Annotated in this window: 18 protein-coding genes and 1 tRNA gene; 4 read left to right on the top strand and 15 right to left on the bottom strand. The window is 41.2% G+C overall.

Going from position 1 to position 20,408, the window contains the following annotated elements; genetic code table 11:
• Positions 1 to 106: 106 nt before the first annotated feature.
• The 4 genes from PBT90_RS03955 to lepA form a co-directional block, all read right to left on the bottom strand.
• Positions 107 to 190 (bottom strand) — tRNA-Leu (locus tag PBT90_RS03955).
• Between the two features lie 81 nt (positions 191 to 271).
• Entirely contained in the window at positions 272 to 1,156 is an 885-nt protein-coding gene (locus PBT90_RS03950; protein WP_264809089.1) for a bifunctional 5,10-methylenetetrahydrofolate dehydrogenase/5,10-methenyltetrahydrofolate cyclohydrolase, read from the bottom strand.
• 60 nt (positions 1,157 to 1,216) lie between these two features.
• The gene (locus tag PBT90_RS03945; protein WP_264809088.1) at positions 1,217 to 1,579 is read right to left on the bottom strand and encodes a four helix bundle protein; all 363 of its coding nucleotides are present in this window, start codon (positions 1,577 to 1,579) and stop codon (positions 1,217 to 1,219) included.
• 137 nt (positions 1,580 to 1,716) lie between these two features.
• On the bottom strand, positions 1,717 to 3,510 hold the full coding sequence (gene lepA / locus PBT90_RS03940) for a translation elongation factor 4 (protein ID WP_264811508.1): 1,794 nt from the start codon (positions 3,508 to 3,510) through the stop codon (positions 1,717 to 1,719).
• A gap of 286 nt (positions 3,511 to 3,796) precedes the next feature.
• Here lepA and PBT90_RS03935 point away from each other — a divergent pair, with 286 nt between their 5' ends.
• Positions 3,797 to 4,336, top strand: a complete 540-nt coding sequence (locus tag PBT90_RS03935) for a DUF4924 family protein (protein WP_270131694.1) — start codon at positions 3,797 to 3,799, stop codon at positions 4,334 to 4,336.
• 26 nt (positions 4,337 to 4,362) lie between these two features.
• Here the strand turns inward: PBT90_RS03935 and PBT90_RS03930 are convergent, their stop codons facing one another.
• From PBT90_RS03930 to PBT90_RS03915, 4 genes are all read right to left on the bottom strand, one after another.
• Entirely contained in the window at positions 4,363 to 5,367 is a 1,005-nt protein-coding gene (locus PBT90_RS03930; RefSeq protein WP_270131692.1) for a hypothetical protein, read from the bottom strand.
• Between the two features lie 61 nt (positions 5,368 to 5,428).
• Complete coding sequence (locus tag PBT90_RS03925; RefSeq protein WP_270131689.1) at positions 5,429 to 6,601, bottom strand: DUF4221 family protein; 1,173 nt, start codon at positions 6,599 to 6,601, stop codon at positions 5,429 to 5,431.
• A gap of 76 nt (positions 6,602 to 6,677) precedes the next feature.
• On the bottom strand, positions 6,678 to 7,838 hold the full coding sequence (locus PBT90_RS03920) for a 6-bladed beta-propeller (protein WP_270131687.1): 1,161 nt from the start codon (positions 7,836 to 7,838) through the stop codon (positions 6,678 to 6,680).
• A gap of 133 nt (positions 7,839 to 7,971) precedes the next feature.
• Positions 7,972 to 9,903 carry an IGHMBP2 family helicase gene (locus PBT90_RS03915; protein WP_270131685.1) on the bottom strand — a complete coding sequence of 644 codons (1,932 nt, stop codon included), beginning with the start codon at positions 9,901 to 9,903 and terminating at the stop codon, positions 7,972 to 7,974.
• A gap of 59 nt (positions 9,904 to 9,962) precedes the next feature.
• Between PBT90_RS03915 and PBT90_RS03910 the strand changes: the two genes are divergently transcribed.
• Both PBT90_RS03910 and PBT90_RS03905 read left to right on the top strand, forming a co-directional pair.
• Complete coding sequence (locus PBT90_RS03910; protein WP_270131683.1) at positions 9,963 to 10,574, top strand: acyl carrier protein phosphodiesterase; 612 nt, start codon at positions 9,963 to 9,965, stop codon at positions 10,572 to 10,574.
• Positions 10,555 to 11,010 carry a hypothetical protein gene (locus PBT90_RS03905; protein WP_264809083.1) on the top strand — a complete coding sequence of 152 codons (456 nt, stop codon included), beginning with the start codon at positions 10,555 to 10,557 and terminating at the stop codon, positions 11,008 to 11,010. The genes PBT90_RS03910 and PBT90_RS03905 overlap by 20 nt, the downstream gene beginning before the upstream one ends.
• A gap of 319 nt (positions 11,011 to 11,329) precedes the next feature.
• Here the strand turns inward: PBT90_RS03905 and PBT90_RS03900 are convergent, their stop codons facing one another.
• The 5 genes from PBT90_RS03900 to PBT90_RS03880 all read right to left on the bottom strand — a co-directional run bounded on the left by PBT90_RS03900 (position 11,330) and on the right by PBT90_RS03880 (position 18,089).
• A complete protein-coding gene (locus PBT90_RS03900) occupies positions 11,330 to 11,869 on the bottom strand; it encodes an inorganic diphosphatase (RefSeq protein ID WP_264809082.1) in 540 nt (179 codons plus the stop codon).
• Positions 11,870 to 11,959: 90 nt separating this feature from the next.
• Entirely contained in the window at positions 11,960 to 13,045 is a 1,086-nt protein-coding gene (locus PBT90_RS03895; protein WP_264809081.1) for a hybrid sensor histidine kinase/response regulator, read from the bottom strand.
• Positions 13,038 to 15,137 (bottom strand): 7TM diverse intracellular signaling domain-containing protein, encoded by a 2,100-nt coding sequence (locus PBT90_RS03890; protein ID WP_270131679.1) that lies wholly within the window; start codon positions 15,135 to 15,137, stop codon positions 13,038 to 13,040. The genes PBT90_RS03895 and PBT90_RS03890 overlap by 8 nt, the downstream gene beginning before the upstream one ends.
• The gene (locus tag PBT90_RS03885) at positions 15,134 to 15,820 is read right to left on the bottom strand and encodes a hypothetical protein (protein WP_264809079.1); all 687 of its coding nucleotides are present in this window, start codon (positions 15,818 to 15,820) and stop codon (positions 15,134 to 15,136) included. Before PBT90_RS03885 ends, PBT90_RS03890 begins: the two co-directional genes overlap by 4 nt.
• A 4-nt stretch (positions 15,821 to 15,824) precedes the next feature.
• Positions 15,825 to 18,089, bottom strand: a complete 2,265-nt coding sequence (locus tag PBT90_RS03880) for an Rv1355c family protein (RefSeq protein WP_264809078.1) — start codon at positions 18,087 to 18,089, stop codon at positions 15,825 to 15,827.
• 208 nt (positions 18,090 to 18,297) lie between these two features.
• On the opposite strand from PBT90_RS03880, the gene PBT90_RS03875 reads away from it, so the two are divergent.
• Entirely contained in the window at positions 18,298 to 18,771 is a 474-nt protein-coding gene (locus PBT90_RS03875) for a response regulator (RefSeq protein WP_264809077.1), read from the top strand.
• Positions 18,772 to 18,774: 3 nt separating this feature from the next.
• On the opposite strand, the gene PBT90_RS03870 is transcribed toward PBT90_RS03875, so the two are convergent.
• Together PBT90_RS03870 and tsaE are read right to left on the bottom strand one after the other, a co-directional pair.
• Complete coding sequence (locus PBT90_RS03870) at positions 18,775 to 19,986, bottom strand: alanine dehydrogenase (RefSeq protein WP_264809076.1); 1,212 nt, start codon at positions 19,984 to 19,986, stop codon at positions 18,775 to 18,777.
• A complete protein-coding gene (gene tsaE, locus PBT90_RS03865) occupies positions 19,976 to 20,407 on the bottom strand; it encodes a tRNA (adenosine(37)-N6)-threonylcarbamoyltransferase complex ATPase subunit type 1 TsaE (protein WP_264809075.1) in 432 nt (143 codons plus the stop codon). The genes PBT90_RS03870 and tsaE overlap by 11 nt, the downstream gene beginning before the upstream one ends.
• Position 20,408: the final 1 nt, after the last annotated feature.

Raw genomic sequence — 20,408 nt, 5'->3', positions numbered from 1 at the left:
AGAGCATTGCAGAAAAAAACTTCATGTGATCAAAAAGTAAGGATTACTATACTAATTACTATACAGATATTAAAAAAGCCCCATACTTAGCATATGAGGCTTTTAGTGCGCACGAGAAGATTCGAACTTCCACACAACTTAATGCACCACCCCCTCAAGATGGCGTGTCTACCAGTTTCACCACGTGCGCAGGTTTGGGTTTGCAAAAGTATCAACCTAGGCTATTTAAAGCAAACCAGATGCAAACCTTTTATTGCTATTTTTCCAGAATTTAGCTGTAAACCTTCTTCTCTGCGGCCAACAATGTATTGTATAGCAAGGATGCGATGGTCATAGGACCTACACCACCGGGAACAGGTGTGATCGCAGAAGCTTTCTCCGAAACCTCATCAAACTTCACATCGCCAACTAGCCTAAATCCTGATTTTTTGCTGGAGTCTTCTATCCTGTGAATTCCCACATCGATTACTACTGCTCCTGGCTTCACCATATCGGCAGTCACAAAATGAGGCTTGCCTAAAGCCACAATTAGGATGTCAGCAGTTTTAGCAATCTCAGGAAGATTAGCCGTACGACTATGTGTCAAGGTCACGGTTGCATTTCCCGGGTAGCCATTTCTGGCCATCAAAATACTCATAGGGCTACCTACGATGTGACTCCTACCTATCACCACGCAATGCTTACCAGATGTCTCGATATCGTATCTCTTCAAAAGTTCCACAATGCCATAAGGAGTAGCTGCGACATAAGCCGGCCAGTTGAGTGCCATTCGCCCTACGTTTGCTGGAGTAAATCCGTCCACGTCTTTCTCAGGTTTGATCTTATTGGTTACTTTCTCTACAGAAATATGCTTAGGAAGAGGTAGCTGCACGATCAATCCATCGATTTCAGGGTTTTCGTTGATATCTTCTACTACTTTTAAAAGTTCGGTTTCAGAGACCGTATCCTCCAGACGTACCAAGGTAGATTCAAATCCACACTCCCCACAGGCCTTCACTTTTGCATTCACGTAGGTCTGACTCGCTCCGTCACTTCCAACCAAAATAGCGGCTAAGTGCGGGGTTTTACCGCCTTCAGCTTTGATTTCTGCTACTCGCGCAGCGATTTCGGATTTGATTTCAGAAGATGTTTTTTTGCCATCGATGAGAATTGCCATGTTTTATTATTTACAGATTCAAACTTCGATATTTAGCATTCGAAGTTCGCCATTCATTATTCAATTACTATTACGTTCAGCAGTCCCAACACTTTTGACAAATATTGAAATCAACTGATTGCATTCATTTTGAAGACTTACTATTGTTTCACTTTCATGATGAAGTCTAGCTTTTTCGATAATCTTGATTGCTACACCACTTTCCCTGAGTTCTTTCAAGACTATTTTCATCTTATGAATAAAATCTTTTCGAGATTCTCCAGACTGTGCTTCACCGTAATTCAAAGCGGGTGAAGTTCCACTTCTGAGAAGCTGATTTGCCATATGATTTCCAGCTTTTGAATTTACCATAGAATCAGTAAAAGCAATAATAGCTGAAGCAAATTCGATTAATCGGGCTTCTAAGTCATACTTTCTTTCCATGGTACTCAGATATAGTGTTGAATTCTATTACTTCATTATTTGAAATTCATCATTTAACATTCGATATTAATTTTTTAATGATGAATGTCCAATGTAGAATGATGAATGTTGAAGTTTACAAACCACGGAATCAAATCTTAATCCAACTTCAGCACCGCCATAAATGCTTCCTGTGGCACCTCGACGTTTCCGACTTGCCTCATGCGCTTCTTGCCTTTCTTCTGCTTCTCCAGTAGTTTTCGTTTACGGGAAATATCACCACCATAACACTTCGCCAATACGTTTTTGCGAAGCGCTTTGACAGTTTCTCTGGCGATGATTTTCTGGCCTATTGCCGCCTGGATAGCAATCTCAAACATTTGGCGAGGCACGAGTTCCTTCAGCTTCTCACAAAGCCTCTTGCCCCATTCGTAAGCTTTATCTCTGTGAACTACTGCCGAAAGTGCATCGACCGGCTCGCCGTTCAGCATTACATCTAGCCTCACCATATGTGAAACCTGGTAGCCTATCAACTCATAATCCAGAGAAGCATATCCTCTGGAAATTGTTTTCAATTTATCAAAGAAATCAAATACAATCTCTGCCAGTGGCATGTCAAAGGTCAGTTCCACCCGGTCTGCCGTGAGATAAACCTGGTTTTTGATCTGTCCACGCTTATCCATACACAGGGTAATCACTGCTCCCACATAATCTGCCGCTGTGATGATGGAGGCCTTGACATAAGGCTCCTCTATATGCTTCATCTTAGTGGGATCCGGCATATCTGATGGCGCGTTGATCACCTGGTAGGTGTCACTAGTCATCAAGGCTTTAAACTGTACGGAGGGCACAGTGGTGATTACAGTCATGTCAAACTCCCGCTCCAATCGCTCCTGTATGATCTCCATATGCAGCATTCCCAAGAAGCCGCATCGGAAACCAAAGCCCAGTGCAGCTGATGTTTCAGGCTCCCAGACTAGGGATGCATCGTTTAGTTGAAGCTTTTCCATGGAAGCGCGAAGCTCCTCGTAATCGGTAGTTTCCACAGGATAAATTCCCGCAAAAACCATGGGTTTCACATTTTCAAATCCCTGAATCGCTTTGGCACAAGGCCTCTTGATATGAGTAATGGTATCCCCTACTTTGATTTCCTTAGCTACTTTGATTCCTGAAATCAGATACCCCACATTCCCGGCAGACATGCTTTCCTGCGGAATTTGGTTCAGTCCCAAAATCCCGATCTCATCTGCCTCGTATTCCTTGCCTGTATTGACAAATTTGATTTTATCGCCTTTGCTAAAAGAACCATTGAAAATCCGGAAAATCACCTCTACCCCTCGGAAAGGATTGTACACAGAGTCAAAAATCATTGCTTGAAGCGGTGCTTCTGGGTCTCCTGTAGGTGCAGGTATACGGGAAACGACCGCCTTTAGAATATCATCTATGCCTATACCAGTTTTGCCGGAGGCCAAAATAATATCCTCCCGGTCACAGCCGATCAAGTCTATAACTTCATCTGCCACGGCCTCTGGGTCAGCACCAGGAAGGTCAATTTTATTCAACACAGGAATAATTTCAAGATCATGGCCCAGCGCCAAGTACAAATTGGAGATCGTCTGCGCTTCTATACCCTGAGAGGCATCCACGATAAGCAAGGCACCTTCACAGGCCGCAATCGAACGGGAAACTTCGTATGAAAAATCCACATGGCCCGGAGTATCAATGAGATTAAGGGTATAATCCTCCCCCTCATGATTATATTTCATCTGGATCGCATGAGACTTGATCGTGATGCCACGCTCCCGCTCCAGATCCATATTATCCAACAACTGCTCCTGCATATCCCGATCAGCCACCGTCTGGGTCTCTTGCAGCAATCTATCCGCCAGTGTACTCTTCCCATGATCAATGTGGGCGATGATACAGAAATTCCTTATTTTTTGCATATCCATATATGCGCGCAAAAGTAGTAAATAAGTGGGAGATATGAGAATTTTCAATCCCAATGATCACGTTTCAATGTTCAATATTCAAGTTTAACCAGCGCATTCTGTGGCGCAAGTCTTATGACTTGTGTCCAAACTTGCTGCAGTCTTTACACTGCTTTTGAAACTTTCATCTCAGTACATTAATCCAACAGTTCCTAATTGGCAGTCTAAAGACTGCATTATTTAGGGTCCAAGACTGAAGTCTTGAACCAATAGTATGTGCTAAATTGCAGTTTCAAAATAGAGAAAAATGCAGTCAGTAGCCGAAAACAAGAAGTCAAACAATATAGCCGAATACATCATCTACATGTACCAGATGGAGGATCTGATCAGGTCTTACCAGGGGAATCCGGATGAAATCAAAACCTATGTGGTATCCAAATATCCGGTTTCGGAAAAAGAAAAAGCTGAGATCACAGATTGGTATTTGGATCTTTTGGAGAAAATGAAAGCCCAAGACCTTCTGGAAAAAGGCCATTTGCAAGAGCTTAACGCCCTAGTGGAAGGACTAGCACAAATCCACTGGCAACTACTTAAAAGCGATGGGCAGTATTTCGAAATGTACAATACAGCCAAACCATTTATCCTGGAGGCTGTGCTACAAGCAGAAGGCGAAGATCTAGGAAATGAAATTCAAATCTGCCTGAATGGAGTTTACGGGCTGCTGCTGTGTCGACTGCTGGGTAAAAAAGTCTCCGATGAACAACTGAAGTCAGCAGATGCTTTCGGAAATATCCTCAGTACACTGAGCTATCATTATAAAGTGAAGAATACGATTTCGAAGAATTAGAAAAGGATTGGAAGATTTGACGCAACCTATTTCAGCTTTGGATAAAGGTTAACTAAATAATGATCAAAATAGAATCCTGACTTTTTCTTTTTCATTGTCAATTCATAGAAGTACACCTTACCATCTATAACTCCCAAAGGTTGAGCCTCTGAAGTCATTAATTTGTAGTAACCCTTCATTTCCTCATCGATCGAGTAAATGTTGTAGTTTTTACCTTCGTCATAAACCGCATAAAATCTATCTAATTCCCAATCATAAAACGTGTACCACGCATTTTTCTTATTATTCAAATCAGGAAATGTATATCCCTGCATCTTAGAAGTCTCCGTATTGTATAAAACAAAACGATTTTTCTGAGGGAGATTAAAGAGCAAGCCATCCTTTGTTTTTGAGATATAATAAACAAAATGAGAATAAGTACTAATAGTTAATTCAGGATTTGCCTTTTTATTCCAATATCTATTTTTTGAAACTTCTTCAAACTTAGAATCTTCATAAATGACATGAGAGCCTTTCTTCCAATCGTAAACCCAATAATCAGGTGAGTCGATATATTTGCTTGGATCCACCTTGTAACCAATTGATAATCGATCTAAATGGATTATCTCATGTTCATTGAGTAATGAGTCCGGTAAATTAGGCTTGCCTGGGCTAATCTTTTTCTCTTTGACTTTGAACTTCCCATTAACTGTTTCTACCAAAGTACTTCCTGAATTATGAACAAGAATAAAGCTATTTGAGCTTTGCCGAATAAATGCATTGATAGAAATAAATTTTTCCGAACCATATGAATAATTTGAAAGAAACATCTTATTGACGCTCAGACTATCTATCAACAAGTTGTTTGCACCCATTAAGACAATATCCTTTGGTCTAGAATTCAAATATCGTAAAGCAACCGTTTCCTCATCGTTAAGCCAAAATAGTTTAGACAAAATCTCATTTTCATTTCCATAATATAAATTCTCAATAGATAAATCTACATCCGGTACAATACGAGCATCTAATTCTTGGCCGAAAAGGTAGAACATCGGAAAATTCAAAAGCAAACAAACTAAGCACCTCTTAAACATAGAGAAGAAAATTAAAGGATTATTTATTTAAAGAATAGTAGGAATTAATTATAAATTCATCATCATTGTTTAACTTACCAAGTTTAGACAAAAACCCGTTCTTATATGCTATCTGAAAAGTAAAATCCTCACCACCATACTCCTCTTCTAAAGTTTTAACCTCTAATAAATTAAGATCTTTATCAAAAATTAAGGCATGAACTTTTTTACTTGAACACTTTCCGTGAGCATTTTTCACACATTCAAAAAATATTCTTACGTAACAATTTTGCTCCTTCACAAAAAAGAAATTACCAAAATATGAATTCGATTTATTATAATCTCTTAAACCTTGCTCATCAAAATCCTCCATATTGTATTCTAAAGGCTCTCCAAGTTCAAATTCAGGGATTGTAGCAACTTTAGTTTGTATTAGATCGCCTTTAAAATCATATTTATAAATATATGGATCTACAGCAAAGCATAAATAAATATATTCATCTACTATCTCCACAGTAGGATGGCTTAGATAAAAAGGAAGTAGGGTATTTCTATCTGACGCGTACACTCCTTTATACTTTCCAAATAAATTGACAAATTCTTTTTTATCAATATTATACTCTCCAATAGCAGGGAAACTTTTTTTCTCATTAACAAAAAACCATTGATCAATCTGCCTTAATGGGACTAAAAAGCTTCTTTTTTCTGGTAAGTACCTAAAAGTATCTCCAAAACCAAAATACAGACCGAAATTTGCAAATCCCTCCGCGGGCATCTCCCACAGATTTTCACGGAATAAATTATAGGAATCCCTTATTTCACCCTGACTATTAATCAGGAGAATAAATGGAAAATGCATATCACTCACAAAAATACTATCCTCAGAAATCACTTGGACACCTGATGGAGAAGTAATAAAATTAGGATCTAATGGAATCTCATCAATAAAGGTTTTATTCTTCAAATCAACAATAAAAATAATATCCAGCGGCTTTGAGGGAATAACGTAAGCTAACGTATCCTTAAATATAAATGTATTTCTTATCCCTCCTCCAAAGTGATCAGGCGCTACAATTCCTAAATCTAATTCCTTACTTAGAATTTCAATACTAATATTTGAAGCTTCAGAAGCACCTCTTAAAGCATCTGATTTTCCACATGAAAAGATCAGAATACTATAGCATAAAAAAATAATACAGAATGGAAATTTCACTATTTGAACACTATTTATCACCTGAATAAAGAATATAGAGTATTAAACTAATCAAATATTTACCTAATAAAACACCTCATTTCACCCCAAACTTCAGTAAAACAGGCGTATCATAATCAGCTCTTTCTGAAATATTAATTTCTGGAAAATCAGCCAAAATCACCTTCCATTTTTCATCAGAATTCACAAGTTCCGCAAGTTTCAATTTAGAAATGTATGTGTAAAAAGAGTCTCCATCAGTAGCTATCGGGCCTTTCAAATCCATCAAAAACTTTTCACTCTTACTCAAATAGCTTTTACCTGTTTCGATGTTGTAGTACCCAATTCTAGGATCCACCACATAGAGTCGTTCCCCCTTCTTTTTGGCATTAAGGTTAAAGAAAAAATACGATTCACTTTCCTCATAATACTTCGACAAAAAAGAAAGTTCACCTGTTGAAAGCTTTTCGAAATAGGCATTCAATTCATGACGGTCTTCTTCTGGCCAAAAATCGCTAGAGGCCGCAAACTTATATTTAGGCTTCAAATTCATATCAGCATCCAAGTTATAAACAACTGATGAGGCAGGTTCATTCACCAAGACACCGCCTGTATTTGATTTCGTCAAATTACCAGATATATATTGAAGACCAATCGGAAAAGTTTCTTTTGGAAAAGGAAAAGCAGTCTTCAACGTATCTCCATTATACTCTAAAATGCTTAAATACTTGTAATATGGATTAAAGTAAGTAAGCGTCAAGACAGGTTTATCGCCGAGCAAGGCTATATGATCTGCTTGGGTTTCCATTTTAAAATTTCTGACGAATGTACCATCAGGTTTAAAGACCTTTATATGAAAATTACCTGGACTGATAACATAAACCTCTTCCTTTTCATGATCAAAAGCAAAGTCTGAAATCGAAGGCATTTCAGTAGGCCCCTCACCCTTATCCACTAGGCTATTAATAAATTCCCCATTAGTCGTGAATTGTAGCAGCTGCTCTAGTTTATCATCGAGAACAAATATTTTATTCTTTTTTATTACGGCTTTGGTTACTTCAGCGGCATAAAAACCTTCTGGTGAATTCAACTCAAAAACCGTTTCAAGTTGGAATAAATTGAAAAAATCCTCCTCTAAAAAAGTCTCTGAATTGTCAATTGAGATCACAATTGGCTCATTCTCCCTAATCTCATTTTTAGAATTTGGAGAACATGCACTAATCAACAAAAACAACAGTATTGATAAATTTCTAAACACCTTTTAATAATTCTTTGGGCTCACATTGGGGCGAAACTAATGTTTTTTTTTAAATAGGAAAAACAATGCTTTTTCCAAATACTTTAAATCTTAGAAATTGAATTTCTAGCTGATTTTCCATTCTTCAAATCTTTCAATCCGTCAAAAACTCCCACACACTTCTATACCCTTCGTTCTTCTCAACATACTGAAGTAAGTGATCAAAGAATGGGTTTTGGGCTAAAGTGCTGCTATCACCAATCAGTACCAGTTTTCGCTTGGCACGGGTCAAGGCTACATTCATTCTACGCGTATCCGAGAGAAAGCCTATCTCTCCTTTTTCATTGGAGCGAGTAAGCGATAGCATCATCAGATCACGCTCCTGACCTTGGAAACCATCTACCGTGTCAATTGTGATCTGCTCTTTTACTGCCTGCAAACTTACATATACCTCAGCATCAAAAATCAAGGCCCGCAATCTACGAACCTGTGCTCCGTATGGCGCAATCAGACCGATAGTCCAATCCTTTTGCAGGAAATTAGCTAACCCTATTTTTCCCACCAAATCATTCAAGTGGTTGGCTGCGAATAAGGCTTCCTCTGGGTTGAAAGTACTCAAACTCTCGGCCTCTTGCTGATCTGTGTAGCCGGCACCGGCAGTGTCTATCCATTCTAAAGCAGGCTCTTCGGTTGGGAAACGATGTGATTTCGCACGTTCATCCGCTATTAATTTGCCATGATAAAACTGCTCATTAGAAAAGCCCATAATCACTTCAGGCATTCGGTATTGCACTTGTAGCATCTGGGTAGCAGCAGGTTTTCTGGAAATCACCTTTTCAAAAAGTGTCTCCGCCAGTCCATCCTTCGCTGCCTGATAGGATTTGATCGTAGGAGGAAGCTGGCAGTGATCACCAGCAAAGACCACTTTCTTTGCTTTCAATATCGGGATCCAGGTTGCCGCTTCCAATCCCTGTGCAGCCTCGTCTATAAAAACCACATCAAACTCCATCCCTTTCAAACTATAAGACGAAGCGCCCACAAGCGTGCTCGCAAAAACCTTTGTCCGCTGAAAAATATCGTACTGTATATATTCCTCTAACGATTTGGAAGCCTCTCGCAGTCGAGTAACTTCTGCATACATCAGCTTTCGCTGCGCCCGTTCCTCCGGACCAAAATTCCGCTTGTACTGCTTGGCAAGTTTCAAGTATTGATCGGTTTCTTTACGAAGCTTTTTGAGATCTCTGTAACTCGTATGAAAAGCTGTTTTGGCATCCAAAGTCTGGTTCAGAATCTTCTCCTCCACCCGCGCCGGATGCCCCAAACGCAAGGTTTCAATCCCTCGATCGATTAACTTTTCCACCAAGAGATCCACTGCAGCATTGCTAGGAGCACAGACTAAAATTGATTCTCCTGCAATCACTGCATCCTGAATCGCCTCGATCAGCGTGGTTGTCTTTCCTGTACCAGGAGGTCCATGAACTACTGCCACATCCTTGGAATTTGCGATAAGTTCGCAGGCTTTGTTTTGGGAGAAATTAAGGTTGGCTTTTGGGGCAAGTTGCTTTTCAGAAAACTGTGGTGCTTTTTCACCCAAGAGAATTTCTTTGAATTCTTCTACACGTTTATTTTCAGTCGAAATCACTTTTTTCATAGCAAACTCCATTTCCCGATAGCTTGCTTCATCAAAAAGTAGATCCACACCTAGCCGACCTCCTTCCATCCAATCAGGAATTTCATCTGCCTGAAGGGTAACCATCATCGTATTATTCCGCACAAAATTGATGACCCCATTCACCCGGGTTTCCGCGCTTTGGTAACTTTCCTGGGTAGTGAAAAATGAAACCGACTTGCCAGAACCAAAAGCAGAAGGATGATTGGTCTCTGAGCGTTCGATTTCAACCAAAAGCCGCTCGCCCATACCTATCTTGCTTTTTTTCAGATGCACAGGATGCCAGGTGATTCCTGCATTTTTCTTATCTGCCAGGGAGGAATGGAGGAATTTCTGCCGGTATTGAGCCAGGTCTTCCTGCCATTCCAGTTTCAAAAGTTTCAGACCTTTTTTTAATTCCTCGGTGACTTTGTCCATCAATGTGTATTTTAGGCGAAACTAAGCAAAAGCTCCAAGGTTTTCCTAAAACAATTGCCATGAACTACCTCGCCCATGCATATCTTTCCTTTGATCAAGAAGAGGTGCTCGTGGGCAATTTTATAGGTGATTTTGTGAAAGGGAAAATGATCCACACCTTTCCTCAGAGAATTACAGATGGTATCCATCTCCATAGAGCCATAGACAAATTCACAGACAATCACCCCCTGGTGAAGGCTGGCCAAACCTACCTCAGGCCAAAGTATGGACGCTACGCCACAGTGATCACAGACATCTATTTCGATTACTTTCTAGGCAAAAACTGGGAAAGCTATTCTGATCTGCCATTGGATGTGTTTGTAGCAAACACCTTTAGTAGCATTCAAAAGTATGAGCAACTGTTGCCCGAGCGATTTTTGGGGATGTTTGAGTGGATGCGCAAGGACAACTGGCTGATTCGATATAGTACCATAGCAGGCATAAAAGCTTCCCTGACCGGACTGTCCAGACGCACCAAATTTGAATCAAAAATGGATGAAGCGCATCATACTCTGCTCGAAAGAGAAGATGAATTTCAGGTGATTTTCTTCGCTTTTTTCGAGGATTTGGAGACTTTTGCACGAGAAAAACTCATTCAAATTCAAGAATCCCATGGTGGTCATCAAGCCTAAACTTTCTACATACACATCTTTAAGCCTGGTAGTTTTGATCTTGCTGGCGGGATTGATATTCATTTTAAGGGATTTCGCCTACAAGGGAAGTTTTGGACTTTGGTTTTATCTGGTGGCCTGCACCTTGATCACCCTAGTGCTGTTGATGCTTCTGGTCAAAATGATGGCCGGGTATAGGTTTATCACTGCGGGAAGAGACCAGATTGTGATTAAGCTTCCACTCCGGCGTTCAACTAAAGTCTACCCTGTTGCAGATATTTTAGCCTGGGAAGAGGAAGTAGTGATGGCCAATAAAAAAGAGTTTCGGCAGGTTACCGTAGCTTTTTCGGACCGCTTGTCCATTACGGTCTCTAACCATGAGCACGAATCGTATAAGGACCTAGTGACCTACCTGAGCAAAAAAGCAGGGAAGAAGAAGGTAAAAGAGAATAAGTAATCAGTTACAGTGTTCAATCCAGTTTCCTAAAAACTGTACACCCCCTGTGTCCCCTGTGGCCATTCGGGTAAAAAACATTCAGGCCCAGACTTCACAAATTGGGATAAAAGTGGGGGCTCGCCCCGGTGCGGTGGTTTGGATTACAAAGTAGTCCAACTTTTCAATTGCCAAGGGTGGAACCTATGGTGATGATTTCGATAAATTCCTCCTAAAATGACGGTGAAGCCGTCGAACAAAAAACGGTATCCTCTTCGTTACCCTCAGTGTCCCCCGCGGTTAAAAGCCAAAAAAAGCCTGAGATCAATCCCAGGCTTTCAGTTTATTTTCTAGTTCGGAAGTTTTGATCGTAGAGATCTACACTTTCCTGAATGATGCGCATGGCGTCTTCTTTGCCCAGGAAATCTTCTACTTTCACTTCCTTGTTTTCCAGCTTCTTGTAGTCTTCAAAGAACCTGTGCACTTCCTTCATCAAGTGCGGAGGAAGGTCGTCAATATCGTTGATGTAATTTACGGACTGATCACCTGCAGCTACTGCGATGATTTTATCATCAGCTTCTCCCCCATCTATCATTCTCATAACTCCTATTACTTTTGCTTCTACCAAGCACATGGAGGGAATATCAATCTGTGAGATGATCAAAATATCCAGCGGATCATGATCTTCACAGAAGGTCTGAGGAATAAATCCATAATTTGCCGGATAATGCACCGCGGAGAACAAAACACGATCAAGCATGAGCATGCCGGTTTTCTTGTCCAATTCGTATTTACCTTTACTACCCTTTGGGATTTCTATCACACCAGTAACGAACTCGGGAGCGTTTTTCCCAATATTGACATCATGCCAAGGATTAATCATATTGTTTTGAATTAGTTAATAAAAAGTGAAGCTTTCTGCAAAGCCCGTGCAAAGATAGGATTAAGATGCTAAATGCCCAGACACCAACTGCTATTTCATGCTGGGTAGGGTGATTTTAAAGCTACTCCCCTCACCAAATACGGAATCTAGAACTATACTTCCTCCAAGCTGCTCCACTGCTTCTTTTACCATGTACAATCCCAGCCCGGTTCCTACGTTTTTCTGGGTCGCGCGTGTAAACAGATTAAAGACATCATCTTTGTGTCTTTCTTCTATCCCTATTCCATTGTCTTTGAGCACTATAATCGCCTCCTCATCCAGCACCTCCACTGCTATCCTGATTTCCTTTTCAGCTATCTCAGGATTCTGAAACTGCACTGCATTACTGAAAAGGTTATTTAGGATCACCCTGATTTTAGATTCATCAGACACAAAGTCAACTTCCTGCTTGATTTGAACTTCAACTTTGAAATTCTCCAGATCAAACTTTTCAGTATACGCTTCCAGCTGCTGCTTGACTATTTCCTCGAAATCAATTTTCCTGAAATTGTTTTCGATTTTGGTGGACCTATAGAAGTCCAGCATTTTGTAAATAAAATCATCCAGCTTGTCCGTAGCGGTATCTATCATATCGAAATACTCATGTGCCAGCGGATCACTAAGCTCCAGTTTGGCAAGCTTAGAAACTCCCGAGATACTCATCAAAGGCCCTCGGAGCTCATGCGATAGACTGTACACAAATTGATTCATTTCTGAATGCAATTTTTTGAGCTTTGTATTTTTATCCTTCAGCTCCCGCTTCATAAAGAAGATATCGGCTGCATTTTTAATGGAATTTTTGATTTGCTCTATATTCCATGGCTTATCTATAAAGCGATATACTTCGCCCTTATTGATCGCATCGATCACAGAAGCGATATCGGAATAGCCTGTAAGCAAAATCCGGATAGGGTCAGGGTTGATCTTGATCATCTGCTCAAAAAACTCTGTTCCAGACATTCCTGGCATGCGTTGATCCGCGATGACCACGTGGATTTCTTCCTCCTGGGCGATTTTCAGACCTTCTTCCGCATCTATCGCCGTGTAAATTTTAAAATCCTTCCGAAGGGTGGCTCTGAACGATTTGAGGTTGTTATCCTCATCATCTATATAAAGAACATGGATTTTGTCATTCATTGCGCTGTGTACTTTGGTAAACCGGAAGTGTGATTTTAAAAGTAGTCCCCTGGCCTTCTTCCGAATTTACCTCCAGAGTACCTTTGTGGTTTTCAATAATAGAATAAACAATCGAAAGCCCCAAACCAGTACCTTTACCAACCGCCTTGGTAGTGAAAAAAGGTTCAAAAATTCGCTGCTTGACCTGGGCTGGCATTCCCGGGCCATTGTCTATAATCTCTATAGACACAAATTCCACCTGGGATCGGGTCCTGATTTCTATCAGAGGATCCTTGATTGAGTCTATATGGTCGGCCAGTGCGTGAATCGCATTGGTGATAATATTCATGAAGACCTGATTGATTTTACCGGCGAGACATTCCACCATAGGCAGTTCACCGAAATCCCGCACAATTCTGATCTTACTCGGCATGGAGCTGTTCAATAGTATCAGCGTACTATTGATTCCGTCATGCAGATCCACCTTTTTGACATCTTGCTCATCCACTCTGGAGAATAGGCGCAGTCCTTTGACTATTTCGACCGTCCTGCGCGCTCCCTCATCCATCCCTTTCAGTAGCTGGTCTACTTCTTCCAGCACATAGTCCAGTTCTATTTCATCCTCCAGACGCTTGGCTTCTTTTTGAGATTGCTGTGTAAATTCGTTCGTAGCAGTGGTCCGGTAGTATTCTACCACTTCCATGATATCTTTGATGTCTCTTTTCAGCGGGGTGATATTTGAGCTCACGAAATTGATCGGATTATTGATCTCATGCGCGATTCCGGCGGTCAATTGTCCCAGAGAAGCCATTTTCTCCTGATTCACCAGTTGACTTTGAGTATTCTGAAGGTTACGTAGTGCTTGCTCCAGCTCATCGGTACGCAATCTCACTTTTTGCTCCAGCATGGTATTTTGCTCCCGCACCAGCTTTTCATTTTCATTGAGCACCCGCACCAGCTCCATTTGCTCCCGTTCTTTTTCCTTTTTCAGGAGGTTGATTTTATCTGCTAGCGCAAAAGAAAGCAGCAAGGCTTCACAGGCTGAACCAAAAGTGAACACATAATTGGTAAAGAAATTATTGGGCAGCACATTGGTATCGTTCAATAAGAAAATGATCATGCTCAGGATCAAAAGAGACCATGAAATCAGGAAAAACTTGGCCGGTCGGTATCCTTTTCTCAAGCTATAAACTGAAATAAAAGCCAAAAAGAACGGAACGATCCCCAGGAAAACCTGTAACACCCGAACCCGTGAATTAATAGACCCGATATCAAATAAAAAGGCTCCAAACACTAGGCTATAGATCCCGACTATCAGCAAGCCGATAGAATTTAGCTTCTTGTTAAAATCAGCTATCTTCAGAAACTTGAGGGAATAATATATCCCCACCATATTAACTAAAACTGTACTGAGAAAATAGGAGTTCTGCTTCAAAAAATCACTATTTGGCCATAGGTAAACATCCAGATATCCAGCTATTATTCCTTGGGTCATCCCTACTACTATTATGTAAGTTATGTAGAGCCCATAAAGATTGTCCTTAGTAGAAATCCATAGAAACAGATTATAGAAAAACATCGCGATCACTATTCCAAAGTAAATTCCGAATAGGACGTTTCGCTCATCTATGGATAGTTGAAAATCTTCCTCCACTATGACAGCAAGGGGTACCGTGACGCTGCCAAAGCTTTTGATCTTGACATAATAAGTATTCCCACCGGATTGCGGCAGCTTGGTGGTATTGAAAAAGCTGTGATAATCCTCTTTCTTGAAATTCATCCTCCCCAGCTTAGCCAGCTCCTCTCCATTGCTGTCGTACACCTCAATCTCTGTGAGCATAGGGTTGTTAAAATAAATCAATGCTTCCCCATCTTCGAAGCTTTCTTCATTGATCACAATCTTTACATAGAGTTCATTTTCATAATGCCCCAAAGAAATGTAAGGATCCTCTACATCGATAGAGGTCTCCGGCTGCTGCGTAATGAATGTGCTTATATCAGGTGTCTGGTCAGACTCTAAACTGTATCCTAGGTATTCAAAATCTCCAGTAGATTTTTGGCTGCAGGATGCAAATGCCAATACGATGACTAGGTGAAGTAAAAATATTCTCATTGGATATAAGAGGTATATTCTAAAGTGACATTGCGTCCTCTGTAATTTTCTTCAATTGTGAGTTGATCATTGTTTCTGATTTCGAAAACTGATTTTCTAAACTCCGGTGAAGTCAAAGGTAGATTGATCGCATCGTACAATTTCATCGCAGTAGCCACTAAATCTAATTTAGGGTAATAAAATGTACCGTTATTTCCGACCTGGGTCAATATTTCATAGCCCGTCTCATAGCCCAGCTTTACCGTCATGGGTGCCAGCAATGCGTATAGAGAAGTGAGCCCGAGTTTGGGAGCCAAAGCCAAGCAGGCTTTGGACATAAATATCGCTCCTATTCCCAAGCCGGTGATTTTCCTAGAGTTCCAAAGCCCACATATCTCTCCCGTACCAGCATCAATATCCTCGGCAATAATATCACGTATAGATTCATCAAGGTCCTCTATAGCTTCCTCTATAGGTAATTTGAAATCAGAATTAGCCTTGTGAACCCGGGCTCCTCCATAGATCAGACCATCCTCCATAGATTCTACTATGACCACGATTACGTCTGGATTCTGTGTCCACTTATTATCGGCTGAAGTTACTTTTTTGACCCCTATACTTTCTAATACTTGCCTATGTCCATCTATGAACATCTGACAGCGTACAGGATCATTTATAGCTCGAAATGCAATAAGCTTAAACATTGCCTCAAAGAATAATTAAACTATCTGAAACATCTTTTCTAAATGATCTTTTGGAAGTCTCTTCCGCTTTATTTATTCGGACCATAAACAGCTCTTTACGCTTAGCATTAATAGTAAACACCTTATTCAATTTCTTTTTATAGTGCAAAACAAGCGATTTTTCCGCTGAGGTAAATCCAGAATCTTCTTCATTTTCTACTCTGTGAAAAATAAACAATGATGCCGAAACAGGCTGAATACTATATCCTTGCAGGTTTGCACGCGTCCATATCTTTTGTAGTGAGCTACCTGCCCTGAGGTACCCTTCAGGACTGAAGTCCCCTTGTAGCATCATTACAGCGGAGGAAGTCAAGGTCGTCTGGTCGGAAATTTTACTGAGGCCATACCCTAGGTCATTCTTTCTGAAAAACTCCACCGTGCCCGGATCCCGAACCAGATTCAATGCTGCACGCTCTGCATTCCCCATTTCGAGAGTCTCCAGGTCGATTCCATCCTTGGTTTCAATTGCTTCCTCTTCGGTCCAGCGAATTTCATTGATGAAATCCTTATACCCCTGATCATGCAATATACGAAGTCGGTCCATTCCTCCCAGTACAGTAGCCAGCTCGCGAAGCTCTTCTGCTGATTGGCATATTTCTAGCGTTAAGCCATCTTGCACAGCATAGGCTTTTAACTGTGCAAATACCTCATCACCTAAAATTACGCGCTCTGCATTTTTTCGATTGGTGCAGCGTAAACCTATCCCTTCAGCCAAATCAGCATTTGAAACCGAAATCGCCTGGCTTTTTCTGGAATGGAAAAGTACGGACGCGATCAAAGTTTCATCAAATTCTTTAATTCTTTTGATCACAGAAACCTCTAACCCCATTTCTGCACTGACTATACGTAGTATCTCCAGGGCTGCCCCGAAAGCTATCAACGAGCCTGTTCCTTTAAAATCAAGTAAGGAAATACTCCGTGACTTGTCATGCATTAAATGCAGCACTCCCTTCTGGTCAAAAATCCACTTCCAAGGCTGACAATTCCCTCCCGACGGAGCCGTATTTACTTTGGAAAGTAGCTCTACCAACTCAGCCTGACTCAGTTTGTAGTCTGAAACTTCTCCAGTCTTTGGTAGGAATTTGGCAAAATCCGCTTCGGTTTTGTCCTCCGCTTGAAGGTTTCCAAGCACCGGATCCCGCTGAGGCTGCAGCAGTTCGTCCAAATCCACGAAATACCTACCCGAAGCGACTTCTTCACCAAGCAATAATTTCCTGCTGGCATGAGCCACTGTCGCTCCGCCCAGGTAAACTGCCGAGGCCAATTGAGGCCAGGAGGCAATGGTCTGCTTTACCTCCAGCAGGGAAACTTTCATCCTAGTGGAAACGGTTTTGATACCGGTAATTTTAAGCGCCATAGGCACTTTCTGCTTCTCTGGGAGATTAGAAAGTGAAGCATAACTCAGGTCTCCCACCAAACCATGAAATACTGGACGATGAGGTTGCAAATCAAATCGCTCCACATCTAGCATTCCCCGGTCGGAGGTTTCCATGAGCACAGGAATACCAAAAGACCTGGCTTTTTCTCTCGCGAGAATTTTGATATTCAAACTGTCGCACTCATCGATCAGCAGGTCCAAAGGATGCTCTCCTGCGAGAAATTCAGCAATATTTTCTTCGGAGATTCCCTCTCTATACACTTTCAGTTTCAGATAAGGGTCGATTTCTGAAATTTCACGTGCTGCGATCACCACTTTTTCTACACCCAAGTCAGTAACCCCGGCTTTGATTCGGTTCATATTCCCCAGCTCCAAGTGATCAAAATCAGCCAATCGAAGTTCTCCGCAGGATCTTTCTAGTGCTATAGAAAAAGCAATACTTTGACCTACGGAAAGTCCAATTATCCCAATCTTCTTTTTGCGCAATGCATCTTGCTCAGCTTGGGTGATTTTGTATTTATTTCGCTGCGTTCTTACCGTGATAAAATCCTCCTCGGGCAACAGTCTGACCATACAGAATTTCCAAGGGTAGTAAACCCAGTTGCCGTAGGTTTCTCTGTCATTTGTATCCCAAAAGTCGCTGAGCTTTTCACGCAGTTCATCACTTTTGAAATCCTGTGAAGGACTTTGAGCCTTGATTAGCTCAAGTACTTGATTATCCAGCTCATCCATCATGCGGATATTTCCACTCGCCAATAGTTCATTGGCAGCTGAAATATCACTGCTTTCTTCCATGCTAAAAATTACTGGATAATACTGATTTATCGGATCATACTTTTTCGTAATTACCATGTTAATTTATCGGGGGTGATAAGGCAGAGTAAAGTTAATTTTTTCAGTATGAAGTCCAATTATTTAGTTTTTATTTTCATATTGAAAAGTCAAAATAGTACTTTGGAGTTAAGGAATATATTAGCTTTCGAGTAAATTCTTTTCTAATTTTCTTAAAAAAGTAGAAGGATTCACTTCGGTAATTATTGTTTTTGATCAAATTTGTAGAATGGAAGCGCAAAGTCAAGAAAAAATAAAAATTCTATATGTAGATGATGAAGAGAACAATCTTCAGGCATTCAAGGCTACTTTTCGTAGAGACTACAAGATTTTTCTAGCCATCAATGCTGAAGAAGGCAGGAAAGTACTAGAGAATGAAGAGATTGAGATCATCATCACAGATCAGCGCATGCCTGAAGAAACTGGTGTTGAGTTTCTTGAATCCATTATCCCTATCCATCCGAATCCCATCCGGATTCTGCTGACAGGCTATACCGATATCCAAGCTGTGATCGATGCGATCAACAAGGGACAGGTTTATCATTACCTCACTAAACCCTGGGAAGAGGACTACTTACGTACGGTAATCAAAAATGCATTTGAAATCTATACGCTCCGAATGGAAAACGAGAAATTGACCAAAGCCTTGATCAAAGCCAATGATCAGTTGGAGTTTTTACTCCGTCAAAACTTACTTTCCTAAATCTTAATACCTCGCAGCCAATAGGAGTTGCAATTCCTTGTGACTGATTCCAAATTTCCTGCCTAGATAGGCATTGGTCAGGCTTCCTCTGTAAGTATAGACCCCTCTGAGAAACCATTTGTAGTTGAATATCATTTCTTCAGCTCCTCCTAGGTCTGCCATTTGCAAAATAATCGGGGTGAAAATATTGCTGAGTGAGTAAGAGGCTGTTCTGGCCACTCTGGAAGCGATATTGGGCACACAATAATGGGTAATATCATGCACCTGATATACGGGCTCATCATGGGAAGTCATTCTGGAGGTTTCTATACATCCTCCCTGATCTATGGCCACATCGATGATGATGCTCCCATGCATCATATTTGCAACCATCTCTTCACTTACTACGATTTTGTTCCGCCCTTTTTCGGCCCGTAAAGCACCAATAACCACATCTGCCTCGGAGAGCGCCTGGTTTAGACTAAAATTATCTATGGTAGAAGTGTAAATCTGCTGCCCGAGCAACTGCTTCAGCCTACGAAGTTTATAAATATGATTATCAAAAACCTTGATATTTGCCCCCAAGCCCAATGCGGTTCTGGCTGCGTACTCCGCCACTGTTCCAGCACCTATAATAACGACTTGAGTGGGTGGAACTCCTGTCACTCCTCCCATGATCAGCCCCTTGCCGTCGTTGACGCTGGACAGGTATTCTGATGCGATGAGCATGACGGTGCTTCCGGCGATCTCAGACATAGCGCGGACTACCGGCATTCCTCCTACTTTATCTTCCAGGTACTCAAAAGCTACAGCAGTAACTTTTTTTTCATTGAGCTTTTGGATGAACTCTTTGCTTTGCTTGCCCTGCTGCAGCGCCGTAATCAGGCAAGCCCCTGAATTCATATAATCTATTTCTTCCAATGCCGGTGGATCGATTTTGAGCACGATTTCGGACTCATACACTTCCTTTCGGGATCGGGTGACTTTGGCACCCGCGTCAGAAAAATCCTGATCACTAAACTTGGCTTGCAATCCACCTCCTGACTCCATTACCACATTGATCCCGTTATTGGTCAGCAAGCCTACCGACTCAGGTGTGATTACTATTCGTTTTTCTTGTGGAGAGGTTTCTTTGGGCAGCCCAACCGTAATATTACGGTCACTATTGCGCACTTTGGCAGGTGACTCCTTGGGAATAAGCCCCACGGCGGAAAGTTGATCTATTTCAGCTGGCATCTTTGATGTGTTGAAGGTTCAGCGTACGCTTAGATGGAGATTCATTGATGATTTTGATCAGGAAAAATTCGTCAGGCAGAAACTGAAAGATTTTCTCAGCCCATTCCAGCCAACAATAGTTTCCACTATAAAAATACTCTTCTATTCCGATATCCAATGCCTCTGAGGGATCTTCCAGTCTGTAAAAATCAAAATGGTAGAATTCCTGCTCGGTTAGATTTTCGTAATGATTGACTATTCCAAAGGTGGGACTGCTTACCTGATCTGCTATAGAAAAAGCTTGGGCCAAGGCCTTGATCAGGGTAGTTTTACCTGCTCCCATGTCTCCCTGAAACACCCACACTTTTTCATCTCCAGCCTCCTCGATTAGCTTTGCAGCGGCTGTATCAATTTCATCTAGCTCGTACGTGAACTGGGTCAAT

Origin of the sequence: Algoriphagus sp. TR-M9, from assembly GCF_027594545.1 — a bacterium.
GTDB lineage: Bacteria > Bacteroidota > Bacteroidia > Cytophagales > Cyclobacteriaceae > Algoriphagus > Algoriphagus halophytocola.
Note: the sequence above shows the minus strand (reverse complement) of the source record. Positions and strands in the feature narration are given on the sequence as shown.